We start from the raw sequence: 12,851 nt of genomic DNA on the forward strand, positions 1-12,851 counted from the left end.
TTGCCCTGCCCGCTTGTCCGCCGGGCGGGGACAGCCTTAGCGTGACCGCCATGACCCCCGGGGAACAAGGGACGAGTCCCACTGCGCGGGACGGCAGAGCCGAGGCATCGGGCCTGGAGCGCGCGGCGGCGATCCTCGGCGCCTTCGACGCGGCGCACCGCGAGCTGACCCTCTCCGCGCTCGTGGCCCGCTGCGGGCTGCCCCGGTCGACCACCCACCGCACCGCGGACCGGATGATCCGGCTCGGCTGGCTGGACAAACCCAAGGGCCACTACCGGATCGGCAACCGGCTGTTCGAGATCGCGAGCCTGGTGCCGATCCGGCTCGAACTGCGCGAGGCCGTGCTGCCCTACCTCCAGGACCTGCACAGCGCGACCAGGACCACCGTGCAGCTCGGCGTCCTGGAGGGCGCGCAGATCCTCGTCGTCGAGAAGATCACCGGCCACCGCCCCATGCCGATGCTCTCCCAGGTCGGCGGGATCGTCCCGGCGTACTGCTCGGCGCTGGGCCGGGCGATCCTCGCCTACAGCGAGGCCGCGACCATCGACGCCGTACTCGACGCCGGAATGCCGCCGCGCAACCCGCGCACGCTGACCAGCAAGGAAGCGGTGATCCGCGAGCTGACCGCCGTGCCGGCCAGGGGCTGGGCGGTGGAGCGCGAGGAGGGAAACATCGGCGTGAGCTGCGTCGCCGCCCCGATCTTCGGCCCGGACGGCGGGGTCGCCGCGGCCCTGTCCGTCACCGGGCCCACCGCCCTGGTCCGCGCCGACCGGGCAGGGCCCGCCGTACGGCTCGCCGCCGCGGCCGCCTCGCGGGCCTACAGCAACCGTCGTTGAAAAAGTCCCAGCCGGTGGGACTGGATCGTTGCGCACCGACCGTGCCGAACCCACGCTGGGCGCAGCAGACCAGCGCCGTGGCCGGTCGGCCACGGTGGCGACCGGAAGGAGACGACGGTGACTCTAGGCGGTGGCTACATGCTGCCCTCCCGCGACGGACACAAGATCGCGGCGATCGGGCTGGGCATCACCCTCAAGGCGGACGGTGCCGCGACACACGACGCGTACTCGCTGTTCGAGTACACGGTCCCGCCGGAGACCGACGGGCCGCCGCCCCACCTGCACACCCGTGAGGACGAGTCCTTCATCTGTCTGGCCGGACGGCTCGACGTGCACCTCGGCGGCAAGGACTTCGTCCTCGAACACGGCGACTACCTCTACCTGCCGCGCGACGTGATCCACGCCTTCCGCAACCCCTACCAGGAGGAGTCCCGCGTCATCTCCGTCGTCTCGCCGGCCGGCCTGGAGGCCTACTACCAGACGCTCGCGGACATGCCGCCCGGCCCGAAGGACATCGGGCTGATGAAGAAGATCATGGCCGACTTCGGCATCGAGCTCCAACTGCCGCCCGAGGTCGGCTGATCATGAGGATCGCCATCATCGGTGCCGGTGTCGCGGGCCTGGTCACCGCGAAGGTGCTCACGCAGGCCGGACACCGGACGGACGTGTTCGACAAGACCCCCGACGTCGGCGGTGTGTGGAGCCGCACCCGCCGCTACCCGGGAGTCACCACGCAGAGCCCGAAAGCGCAGTACTCCTTCTCCGACTTCCCCATGCCCGCGGACTTCCCGGAGTGGCCCGACGGCGCCCAGATCCAGTCCTACCTCGCCGACTACACCGCGCACTTCGGACTCGAACCCGTACTGCGCCTGAGCACCGAGGTGCTCTCGGCCGGGCCGACCGCCGACGGCGCGTGGAGCGTCGAGTACCGCGACTCCGCGGGCACACATGCCACGGAGATCTACGACCGACTCGTCGTCGCCAATGGAGTGTTCTGCGAACCGGCGGTCCCGAAGTTCGACGGCCTGGCGGAGTTCACCGCGGCCGGCGGTCAGGTGTGCGCGGGCACCGAGTTCCACGACGCCGAGCAGGCGCGCGACCGCGACGTCCTGGTCGTCGGCTACGGCAAGTCGGCCTGCGACGTGGCCGTACCGATCAGCGTGGTCGCCGCCCGCACCGACGTGATCGCACGCCAACTGCTGTGGAAGGTCCCGCGGAAGATCGGCGGCCGGCTGAACTTCAAGATGCTGCTGCTCACCCGCCTGGGCGAGGCGCTGTTCCGGTACATCCGCCGGCGCGGCCTCGAACGCTTCCTGCACGGCCCCGGCAACGGCCTGCGCCGCCGGATGATCAACTCCATCGGCGCCGTGTCGATACGCCAACTCGGCCTCAAGCGGCTCGATCTCGTGCCCCGGGGAACGATGGAGGACATCGTGCGCGGCGCCATCGGCCTCGCGACCGAGGGCTTCTTCGAGGCCGTCACCGCGGGCGACATCACGGTCCGCCGGGACCGCACCATCGAGCAACTCCTCGTCGTGGACGGCAAGCCCTCCGCCCGCCTGTCCGACGACACCGTGCTGCCCGCGGACCTGGTGGTCTGCGCCACCGGCTTCACCCAGGGCGTCCCGTTCCTGCCCGAGAAGGTGCGCGAGCAACTCCTCGACGAACGCGGCAACTTCATGCTCTACCGCCAGATCCTGCCCCTCGGGATCCCCGGCCTGTACTTCAACGGCTACAACTCCTCCTTCTTCAGCCCGCTCAACGCCGAGATCGCCGCACTGTGGATCGCCGCCGACCTCGCCGGCGCGCTGGCGACACCCGACACCGAGGCCATGCGTCACGCGGTCGTCGAGCAACTGGCCTTCATGGACATCGCCACCGACACCCACCACTGCCGCGGCACCAAGATCATCCCCTTCTCCATGCACAACGCCGACGAGGTACTCGGCGACCTGGACCTCAACGTCAACCCGCTGATCCGCGCCGCTCATTGGCTCGGCCCGGTGAATCCGGCCGCGTACCGGCGCCTGACCCCGAAGCTGCTCAAGCGCCTGGCGCTGATCGAGCCCGGACACGGGGACCGACTGCGCCTGCTTCCCGACCCGGACAGCTCGGACGCTGCTACCGGGCCGGGAAGTACCCGGCAGACCCAGTCGGACGTGCCGACCGGCTAGGAGCCGATCAACCGAACGTCACGGTGATCGGCGTGCGCGTGCTCCGCGCCGGGAGCGTGACAGTCAGCGTGCGGGTCGTGCTGTCGAAGTGGTAGGCATGGGAAGGGAGTTGGACCCCACCCACGCGGACGGTGCCCGGGGTGGTGACGCCGAGGAGGGAGACGGTCCACTGCCGGTTCTTGGTCTGGCCGTGGAAGGCTCCGGTCGGGGGATCGATCGTCACCGTGTGCCGGGTGCCGTTCTCCCGGTACCGGATCTTCGTGACGGCGCTGTGGCCGCGCCCGGTGCGGACGGTCCCGTCGTCCTCGTAGAGGGTGGAGGAGCCGGAGGCGCCCGCGGCGACGGTGAGCGTCGCTTTGGTCAGCGGGGCCTTGTCGTTGCTGGTGACGTCATTCGTGCGGGTCGGGATGACGGCACCCGCGCGGACGAACACCGGCATGGTGTCGAGACCGGAGATGATGTTCTGGGTGGTGCCGCCGGCGTAGGTCTGCCCGGTGAAGTAGTCCGTCCACTGACTGCCCGGCGGGAACCACACCGAGGTCGTCGCCGTGCTCCCGGGCGTGGTGACCGGGGCGACGAGCATGTCGGGGCCGTAGAAGTACTCGCTGCCCGAAGTGGCGTACGCCTGCGGCTCGTTGGGGTACTGGAGGTACATCGGGCGGGTGACCGGGACGCCGGTCGTGTTGGCCTGCTGCGCGAGCGAGTAGGTGTAAGGCACCAGGTTCTCGCGGAGGTTGAGGAACCTGTCGGCGGAGGCGCGGGCCGCCGTGCCGTACTGCCAGGGCAGCCGGTCGCTGTGGTTGCTGTGCAGGCGGTCGATGGGCTGGAAGGTGCCGAGCTGGACCCAGCGGGCGTACATGTCGTCGGGGAGTTTGTGCGTGGTGTGGGTCGTACCGTCGGCGGTGTACGTCTCCGAACCGGTCAGGTTCGTCGTGTCGTTGTGGCCGCCGATGTCATGGCTGATCGCCGACATGCCGGTGGCGGCCGCCTCGCCCGGGGTGTAGCCGACCTCGGCCTTCAAGGTGCCCCAGGTGGAGGAGGCGTCGCCGGTGAAGTGGACGGTGGTGCGCTTGTCGGCCCAGGGTCCGGTGGGCAGCCCCTGCTGACCGCTGTAACCGCCCGCCTGGAGCGAGCCATAGGCCCGGGAGACGGCGAATCCGCGGCCGATGGTCTTGTCGGCGTCCGTGGCGTACTGCTGGTTGATCCACGCGTCGGGGGTGACGCCGGGCAGCGAGGACTGGGAGGCGTCGCAGCACCAGTCCAGCCACCAGAAGTCGTTGCCCTGCTGGTCCATGGTCTGATGCAGGTCCATGTACGCCTTGAGCTGGTCGGGGTCGCCCCAGTCGAAGGTGTAGCAGTCACCGGAACCGCTGCTCGCGGCCGGGGCGCAACCCCCCTTGTGCAGCTTGCCCTTGGCGGTCGCCTGGGCCTGCGCGAACTGCGGGTCGCTGCTCAGGATGCTCGGATGGATGTTGAGCGTGTTGTGCAGCCCCTGGGAGGCGGCCCAGTCGAAGAACCCCTTCGGATCAGGGAACTTGGACTGGTCGATCTCCCAACCGCTCCACGTGTTGGGCGACTTGAAGTCCGTGTCGGTGACGAGTACGTCGAGCGGCACGCCTTCGGCGCGGAAGGCGGGCAGGATCCTGTTCTCGTAGTCGGCGGCGGTGCGGTCGATGTACTCCGAGTACCAGACGCCGTACGCCCATTGGGGAAGAAGTTCGGGCGGGCCGGTGAGGGTGGACAGGTCGGTGAGGGCCCGCTGGTAGTCGTGGCCGTAACCGAAGACGTAGCCGTCCTGGTACGGCGTGCCGCCGTGGGAGGGGCGTTGGGTGACCTGGTGGGTGCCCGTGTCGTAGAGGGCGGAGACTGTGTCGTCGAGGAGGTACCAGCCGTCCTTGTAGAGCAGGCCGGGTGTGGTGGCCGGCGCGCCGTTGTCACCGTTGACGCCGTCGAGGCTGCGACGGTAACCGCCGAGCGCCAAGTGGGGTTGCGGGGCAGGGGAGTTGGGTGCGGTGACGGAGGCCGTGTCGAGGTTGACATGACAGCTCGCGGCGTCCGGGCAGCCGATGGCGACGTCGTTCGCCCCGGCCTTGAGGGTGACGGGGACGGTGGCGGTGCTCCAGGTGTCCCAGTTGCCGGTGACGGGCAGTGACAGGGTCCGCGTGGTGCCGCCGGAGGACACCGTCGCCGTACGGGTCTGGTAAAGCCCGTCGCGGCCGGTGGCGTTGGCGTAGCGGACCTGCAACGCGTAGGTGCCGTCGGCCGGTACGCCGACCACGTGGGTCAACGCGCTTGCCCCTTGGTCGAGTTCGGCGAGGAACCCGCTGCCGGAGTACCCGGCGTGATCGGTGGCGGTGATCGCCGTACCCGAGACACGGTCGGCCTCGGCCTCGCAGTTCACGCCGTATCCGCAGCTCGTTATCGCGGTGGTGGAGGTGAGTGGGAAGCCGCTGCCCTGGTTCACCAGGGCGACGCTGTCGATGTTGACGCTCCCCGAGTCGGCGGCGGTCCTCGTCAGCGTCAACGTGTGGTGCCCGCCGCCGAGTTGAACCGCGCTGCTCGCCAGGCCCCAGGTGTCCCAGTTCGCGGTGGTGGGCAGGCTCAGTGTGCGGCTCGCACCGCCGTCCACCGAGAGCGTGAGGGTACGGGTGGTGTTCTGGCCGTCCCCGCCGACGGAGTTGGCGTAGCGAGCGTCGAACGCATACGTCCCCGCCGTGCTGACGTCGACGTCGGCCGACACGGAGTCGCCCGTCCCCTCGAAACCGGCGAGGAAACCGGACCCGGTGTAGCCGGTGTGGTCCGAGGCGACGCCGGGCCCGCTGCGGGCCAGTTGCTCGGCCTCGCACAGGGCACCGAGTCCGCAGGTGAGCTGGTGCCACGGGCTGGCGTCGACCGCTGACCCGCCGGCCGACAGGTGCACGGAGAGGTTCTGGGCGTCGAACGGCTCGGAATCCACCTGGTACTTCAGGGTGACCGCGCTCGTGGTGATGGTCAGCCAGCCGTTGGACGTACTTGAGGTGTACGGGGGCGGCGTGAACGCGGTGCGGCCGATCGCGTTGAACGTCGCGCTGTCGGTGAACTTCCCGTCCTGCGCGTACTCGGTGCGGATCAGGGTGGGGGACAGGACCTGGAAACGTGCGTTGCCGGAAGTCACCGACGCGGTGCGGTGGTTCGGCGCCGCGTGCGCCGAGGCCTCTCCGGTACCGGTCACGAGCATGGCGGCGAGGGTGCTGATGAGGGCGAGGACCGTGACGCGTCTTCGCGGGAAGCGCGTGCTGCGTATCGCCGGTCGTCTTCTCACGGACAGCTCCGTCCTGGAATGGGGCCACTTGGGCCCGTGGTGGAGGTGTGCCGGTTCCCGTTCGCGCCCGGTGGAATCTGCCGCTGGTGGACATCGTTGTCAACCCTTGCGGCTGAGGGTTCCTGTGCGCGTTGGTTCACTTGGGTGGGTTGTGGGTGAGGATGGGGGCGGTGTGCACTTCCTCGTGCTGAACTCCTTCCTGTAGTACGCGTGTTGGCCATCAGGCCCCTCGCAGCAGGGGCCTGACCAGCAACCGCAAGGCGCCCTTGACGCCGTAGCGGATCGCGGATGTGGCATCAATCAGGCCAGCGAGCCGCCGGTGAAGAGGACCAGTCCGGCCTGGAACACCCGGCGCCGACCGATCCGGTCGGCGGTGGATCCGGCCAGCATCATGAAGGCGGCGACCGCGAGGGTATAGCCGTCGACGGTCCACTGCAGCCCGCTCACCGGGGCGTGCAGATCGTGGCCTACGGCGGGCAGGGCCACGTTCACGGCGGTGGTGTCCAGGGCGGTGATCAACAGGCTCAGGCAGCACACCGCGAGGACGAGCCCTGCGCGCCGACGGGTGTCGTTCGGCAGGGGGGTGTGCGTCGGCATGTTCGTTCTCCTCGATCGGGGGTGGTGCGTTGCGCACGTTCCTGGCGTGTGGCGCGTCCGGCGGTCTGGGCGGCGAACGGCGCGGTGTGCTGAGGGGAGACGAGGGGCGGGTGGTCGAGGTTCAGCGGGTGATGGCGGGGAAGTCCGTTTCGGCGCTGTCCCAGACGGCGTGGATGACCTGGTCGGGGGTTTCCTGCTGCGGGGAGTGGCCGGTCCCGGGGAGTAGCTGGAACTGGGCCATGGGGATCGCGGCGGCGTAGGCGCGCCCGTAGCCGACGTCGACGATCCCGTCGCTCTCGCCCCAGAGCACGAGGGTGGGGACCTCCAACGACCCGAGGCGTCCGAGAAGGGTGGGGTCGGCCATGGCGGAGCCCGCGTAGACGGAGATCGCGGTGCGGTTGCCCGCGGCGATCGCCTGTGCCGCCGGGGGCAGGGTCGTGGGGTCGATGCGGAACGGCTCCGGGTTGTGGAAGCTGAGCCGGAAGACCTGATCCATGGTCAGGGAGAAGAAGTCGGCCACCGGATGGCCGGACACCTCGATCCCGACCGCGTCGATCAGGACGATGCCGCGGACGCGCGGCGACTTCAGCAGCGCGATCTCGGCGGTGATCCAGCCGCCGATCGAGTTGCCGATGACGGTGACGTCGGTCAGCGTCAGTTGGTCGAGCAGTGTGTTGTAGAGCGAGGCCAGGGCAGACACGGTGGTCAGTGCCTCGGGGCGCGCGGTGCCGCCGAAGCCAGGGTGGGTCGGGACCAGCACGCGCACGTCGTGAGCGGCGGCGAACTTCTCGGCGAACCCCGTCACCGACTGCGGGCCGGCGCCGCCGTGCAGGAGCAGGAACGGTTGTCCGTACCCGGACCCGTATTCGGTCACGGACACCTCGACGGGGCCGAGTCCGTCGAGGCTGACGGTGTGCTGAGTGGTGGTAGGCATGGGCTTCTCCTTGATCAATTCGGGTGCTGGGTGCTGGGTGTTGAGTGCCGGGAGCCCAATGGCCGCCGGGGGCGGGCGAGTTATGGGATATGGGTGCAGGGGCTTGGCTCAGGCAAAGTCGGTGGACGGCTCGGTGGCGTACCGGCTCATCGCCTCGATCGTCACCTCGGGCGTCAACGGTCGGCCGGCGGCGATCATGTCGCGCAGGTCCCGGAAGTAGTTGACGTACAGGTCCGGGGTGAACGTGTTGAGCAGGACCGTCGTGCCGTCGGTCGGGTTGGCGAAGGTGTGTGGGGCGCCGGGCGGGATCATGACCAGGGTTCCGGCGGGCGCGTCGTACACGGTCTCGCCTACGGTGAACCGGGCCGCGCCGGACACGACGTAGAAGCCCTCGTCGTGCCGGGCGTGCCGGTGCTGCGGCGGACCGTCGGTGTGCGGGGCGAGCGTGATCTCGCCGATGCCGAGGCGGTGTTCGGTCGTGGTGCCGTCCTCCAGGATCCGCATCCGGGTCGGGCCGAGTTGGATCGACTCACCGGCGTCCGGGCCGACCACTGAGACGTCTGTCATCTGAGGCTCCAAGCGAGAGAGCGAGCTGTGTTCGTTGGGGTTGACTCTCATGAATGTAGGCGAGTCGACCTCTTCATGCAAGTCCACTCTCACGATGAGGGTTGGTTGGAGTTTGGGCGCTGCCTGGGTGTGTGTCGAGAGTTGTGGCCGGGCGCGGGTCTGGCGCGGCAGGCTCACCTGGCATGGGGAGGTAGGGGCGCGTGCCGAAATGGCAAGAGCGGAAGGCGAGTTGGCCGTGGTCGTGGGCCACTCCACACACCGTGTGGTGATGACAGGGCGCCGGCCCGAACTGGTGGCGGCCTCGCCATGGGCTGTCGCGTACTCGGCGTTCTGGCTCTCCGAAGCAACTGGCGCGCTTGTCAGGGGTGAGGCCGGAGACATGGTGCGGGGCGCCTACGCCCGCGCCTGCCGCCGGGCAGCCCCCGGCGTTCTCGCCTTCGCCCGGCTCAGTGACCCCCCGCGCGTGCCCGCCTCCTGGAGCGCGCGGGCGCCGAGCCTGGCGACGAACCCGCGCGGATCGGCTACCGAACGTCGGCCCGGATCAGCGACCGCACGCTGGCCCAGATGGCAGCCGACGCCGCCGAGAATCCCAGAGAGCCGCGCCGGATCCCACCCTCTTGCGTGTGTGACGGAGCAGGTGTGATGCGAGGGCCGGTTCACGGATGAACCGGCCCTCGCATCAGGCGTGTTCGAGGACGAGCGTCAGCAGTAGAGGTTGCTGCCGGGGCTGACCCCGAGGATCGAGGTGAAGCGGTTGTAGGCGTCGACGCGGCTCTGGACCTGCGCGGGGTTGCGTCCGTCGCATTCCAGGGAGCCGTTGATGGAGCGGATGGTCTGGCCGAAGCCGGCGCCGTTGACCATGGCGTTGTGCGGGGTCATCGTGCCCGGGCCGGACTGGGTGTTCCAGTACCACAGGCCGGTCTTCCAGGCGACGGCCGAGTCGTTCTGCACCAGCCAGGGGTTGTTGAGGAGGTCGATGCCCAGGGCGTCTCCCGCGGCCTTGTAGTTGAAGTTCCAGGACAGCTGGATGGGGCCGCGGCCGTAGTAGGCGGCCTGTCCGGCGGGGCAGCCGTAGGGCTGGCCGGCGTCGCAGTAGTGCGGGTAGTTGGCGGTGTTCTGCTCGACGATGTAGACCAGTCCGCCGGTCTCGTGGTTGACGTTGGCGAGGAAGGCGGCGGCCTCCTGCTTCTTGACCGTGTCGGAGCCGGTGTTGGCGAAGCCGGGGTAGGCGGACAGGGCGGCGGTCAGGCCCTGGTAGGTGTAGAAGCCGTTCCGGCTCGGGAACATCTGGTTGAACTGGGCTTCACTGACGACGAAGCCGGAGGGCGTGGTGCCGCCGCCGCTCGCGGGGGCGCTCCACTTCTGGTTGGCGCCGCCGGAGCAGGTCCAGATCTGGAGCCGTGTGCCGTTGGCCGAGGTGTTGCCTGTGACGTCCAGGCACTTGTTGGCCTGCGGATTGACGATGTCGTTCGCCGAGCTGACGGCCCACTTCTGGGCGGCGCTGCCGTTGCAGTCGTAGAGCTGGACCGTCGTGCCGTCCGCCGTGCCGCCGGAGGTCACGTCCAGACACTTGCCGAGCGCGCGCAGTGTTCCGTCACCGGGGTTGGACCAGGTCTGGGCGCTGGTGCCGTTGCAGTCGTAGAGCTGAACGGCTGTCCCGTTGGCGGAGTTCGCCCCGGCGACGTCGACACACTTGCCGGCCAGACCGGTGATCCGGCCGTCCGCCGCACGGGCGGGGGAGACGGTGAACAGGGCGGAGAGAACCGCGGCGAGCAGTATGACGAGGGTCGGTCTGCTCAGAGCCGTGAGTCTGCGGAGACTCGGTGTGAAGTGGGGGGTGACCATGGGTCTTTGCTCCTGTGGTTGAGAGGTGGAGGTGGAGGTGGAGGTGGCCGAGGGCGATCGGCCGGCGTCGGGCGGCATGCGAGCCAGGCGTGGCGCAGCCGTCAGCCCAGAACCGTCTGGGTGACGACGATGTGTCCGGCGTCCGGGTCGAGGACGCCTCCGAGGCGGCTGAAGGCGCCGTCGGTCAGATCGAGGCACTTCGGTTCCTGCGGGGTCTGGGTGAACGTCCCGCGGTCATTGATCCGTACGGTCAGGGAGCGGCCGTTGGCGACATTGGTGACCTGGACCCTTGTACCGAAAGGCAGTTGGGGCTGGCGCGAGAGCGAAGTGGCCGCCGTGTCCGCGTTGTTGTCGAAGACCTCGCCGCTGGCCGTCAGGGCACCGGCGGGCTGGGGACCGTAGTGCGTGGCCCAGCACTGCTCCCCGGACTGTTGCGCGGGGGCGTTCCACTTCTGGTTGGCGCCTCCGGTGCAGCTCCAGATCTGGATGCGCGCTCCGTTGGTGGAGGAGTTGTCGGAGACGTCGAGGCACTTGTTCGAGGCCGGGTTGACGATGTCGTTCGCTGCGGTGACGGTCCAGCGCTGGTTCGCGCCGCCGGTGCAGGTCCACAGCTGGATCTTGGCGCCGTCGGCGGTCGAGCTGCCGGTGACGTCGAGGCATTTGCCCAGGGCGCGGACGGTGTTGTCCGTACCGACCGTCCACTGCTGGGCGCCGGTGCCGTTGCAGTCGTAGAGCTGAACCGGTGTGCCGTCGGCGGAGGCGGCTCCGGCGACGTCGAGGCACTTGCCGCCGAGGCCGGCGACGGACCCGGTCGCCGCCGCTGCCGGCGCCGCGGTGAGGAGGCCCATCAGCAGGGCCAGCAGAGCGAGGACGGGGGTGCCGCGTAACGCGATGCGGGGGAGAGGGGAACGAGCGGTCATGGGGGTGTCGGGCCCTTTCGAGCGGTTCGGCGCACGCGGAAGAGGGCACAGGCCTCAACTGGGCGCGATCCGAAGGGAATTGACCACTCGAAAGTAAAAGTCTAGACCAATATGGTCAAGGTGTGTGCAGGGCAGTATTCGCTGGCGCCGTCCGTTCCCGTGGCGTTCACGATGTTCACGATGTTCGTGACAGGTGTTTCGTGACAGGTGTCATGAAATGGTCGCGACAGATCCAGTGTCAGCGCGGTGTTTCGGGCAGAGCGACGAGCAACTGCCTGTCGGTCACCACGGCCAGCGACAGGGTGCGATAGCCGACCGACTCGAACAGGATGGTGATCTTGCCGTCGCCCTCGCTCATGACCTCGCCCTTGCCCCACTGGTCGTGGCTCACGCGGACGCCCGGCAGGTAGGTGTGGTTGTCCGCCGTGGGGCGTGCGACGGTCTTCGCCGAGCGGACGGCACCCGCTGAGGCGTCCGCGCGTGCACCGGCCCGGGGCCACCAGCGACGGCGTGCGGCCGCCTTGTGCGGCTGTCCGGCGTCCCCGGACCGCTTGCGCCTCAGCCCACTCGCAGGCTCGGTCACCAGGTCCGTGCAGTTGTCGCATGCCCCGCACGGGACGGGGGCGGAGTCACCGAAGTATCCAAGGAGGAACTGCCGCCGGCAGTCGGTTGTCTCGGAGTATCCGCGCATCATGTCGATCCGGGACTGTTCGAGTTTGCGGTGGTTGGCGTGGAGGGCGAGGGCGCTCCGCACAACGGCGTCGACATCGTCATCCGCGGAGCCGTCGTCGGCGTCGGCCGTGCCGGTGAAACGGCTGCCGTCGCGTCCGGTGCGGACGGTCCCGGTCTCCTCCAGCAGGTTCAGTACGGCCGACAGTGCCGTCGCGCTGAGTTCGCAGTCGGCCCGGAGCCGGGTCGCGCTCACGGCGCCCGCGTCGCCGCGCAGGCGCTCGGCGACGCGGCGCAATGCGTCGGCGTCGGGAGCGCCTGCGGCGAAGAAGCGTTGCAGGCCCAGGTCCTGAGTGCGGTAGGCGAGGATCGCCCTGGCCGGTGCGCCGTCGCGGCCGGCCCGGCCGATCTCCTGGTAGTAGGCGTCGAGCGAGCCGGGGACGGACGCGTGCAGCACGAACCGTACGTTCGCCTTGTCGATGCCCATGCCGAACGCCGAGGTCGCCACGACCACGTCGAGTTCACCGGCGCTGAACCCGTCCTGGGTCCGGCGGCGTTCGGCGGCGGAGAGGCCCGCGTGGTAGCTCGCGGCGGCCAGTCCGAGGTCGCTCAACTGCTCGGCGTAGCTGTCCGCCGCCTTCCGCGTCCCCGCGTACAGGATTCCCGGCTTCTCCTCGACGGCCGCCCGTTCCACGACGAACCGCTCCTTGGCGGCCGCGTCCTGAAAGGCCGACACGTCGAGGCGGATGTTGGGACGGTCGAAGCCGGCCACTATCTCCACCGGGTCGTTCATGTCGAGACGTTCGGCGATGTCCCGCCGTACCGGGGCCGCCGCGTTCGCGGTCAGGGCGAGCACCGGCGGGTTGCCGAGCCGCTCGCGCGCGTGGCGCAGCCGTAGATAGTCCGGCCGGAAGTCGTGCCCCCAGGACGACACGCAGTGTGCCTCGTCCACCACCAGCAGCCGCGGACGGACGGCGGCGAGCCGGTCCGTGACGTCCGGCTTGGCGA

The 12,851-nt window shown here is 69.5% G+C and carries 9 protein-coding genes and 1 pseudogene; 3 read left to right on the forward strand and 7 right to left on the reverse strand.

Features of this window, described 5'->3' with window-relative positions; genetic code table 11:
• The first annotated feature begins 50 nt into the window (after positions 1 to 50).
• The 3 genes from ACNFOC_RS25170 to ACNFOC_RS25180 all read left to right on the forward strand — a co-directional run bounded on the left by ACNFOC_RS25170 (position 51) and on the right by ACNFOC_RS25180 (position 3,010).
• On the forward strand, positions 51 to 836 hold the full coding sequence (locus ACNFOC_RS25170) for an IclR family transcriptional regulator (RefSeq protein ID WP_416961361.1): 786 nt from the start codon (positions 51 to 53) through the stop codon (positions 834 to 836).
• Positions 837 to 953: 117 nt separating this feature from the next.
• The gene (locus ACNFOC_RS25175; RefSeq protein WP_416961362.1) at positions 954 to 1,418 is read left to right on the forward strand and encodes a cupin domain-containing protein; all 465 of its coding nucleotides are present in this window, start codon (positions 954 to 956) and stop codon (positions 1,416 to 1,418) included.
• A gap of 2 nt (positions 1,419 to 1,420) precedes the next feature.
• Positions 1,421 to 3,010 carry a flavin-containing monooxygenase gene (locus ACNFOC_RS25180; RefSeq protein ID WP_416961363.1) on the forward strand — a complete coding sequence of 530 codons (1,590 nt, stop codon included), beginning with the start codon at positions 1,421 to 1,423 and terminating at the stop codon, positions 3,008 to 3,010.
• Between the two features lie 7 nt (positions 3,011 to 3,017).
• Here ACNFOC_RS25180 and ACNFOC_RS25185 read toward each other — a convergent pair whose 3' ends face one another.
• The 7 genes and pseudogenes from ACNFOC_RS25185 to ACNFOC_RS25215 form a co-directional block, all read right to left on the reverse strand.
• Positions 3,018 to 6,311 (reverse strand): TIM-barrel domain-containing protein, encoded by a 3,294-nt coding sequence (locus ACNFOC_RS25185; RefSeq protein WP_521985194.1) that lies wholly within the window; start codon positions 6,309 to 6,311, stop codon positions 3,018 to 3,020.
• A 306-nt stretch (positions 6,312 to 6,617) separates the two neighbouring features.
• Positions 6,618 to 6,908, reverse strand: a pseudogene (locus ACNFOC_RS25190) (MFS transporter); the annotation flags it as partial.
• 121 nt (positions 6,909 to 7,029) lie between these two features.
• Positions 7,030 to 7,842: an alpha/beta fold hydrolase gene (locus tag ACNFOC_RS25195; protein ID WP_416961364.1), complete on the reverse strand. Its 813-nt coding sequence runs from the start codon at positions 7,840 to 7,842 to the stop codon at positions 7,030 to 7,032.
• Between the two features lie 108 nt (positions 7,843 to 7,950).
• Positions 7,951 to 8,409 (reverse strand): cupin domain-containing protein, encoded by a 459-nt coding sequence (locus tag ACNFOC_RS25200; RefSeq protein WP_416961365.1) that lies wholly within the window; start codon positions 8,407 to 8,409, stop codon positions 7,951 to 7,953.
• A 702-nt stretch (positions 8,410 to 9,111) separates the two neighbouring features.
• Positions 9,112 to 10,254 (reverse strand): glycoside hydrolase family 19 protein, encoded by a 1,143-nt coding sequence (locus tag ACNFOC_RS25205; RefSeq protein ID WP_416961366.1) that lies wholly within the window; start codon positions 10,252 to 10,254, stop codon positions 9,112 to 9,114.
• 101 nt (positions 10,255 to 10,355) lie between these two features.
• Positions 10,356 to 11,174 carry a lectin gene (locus ACNFOC_RS25210; RefSeq protein ID WP_416961367.1) on the reverse strand — a complete coding sequence of 273 codons (819 nt, stop codon included), beginning with the start codon at positions 11,172 to 11,174 and terminating at the stop codon, positions 10,356 to 10,358.
• Positions 11,175 to 11,412: 238 nt separating this feature from the next.
• Positions 11,413 to 12,851, reverse strand: a 1,439-nt coding sequence (locus tag ACNFOC_RS25215; RefSeq protein WP_416961368.1) for a RecQ family ATP-dependent DNA helicase, incomplete at its 5' end; no start/stop codon positions are given.

The organism is Streptomyces colwelliae (genome assembly GCF_048158785.1).
GTDB lineage: Bacteria > Actinomycetota > Actinomycetes > Streptomycetales > Streptomycetaceae > Streptomyces.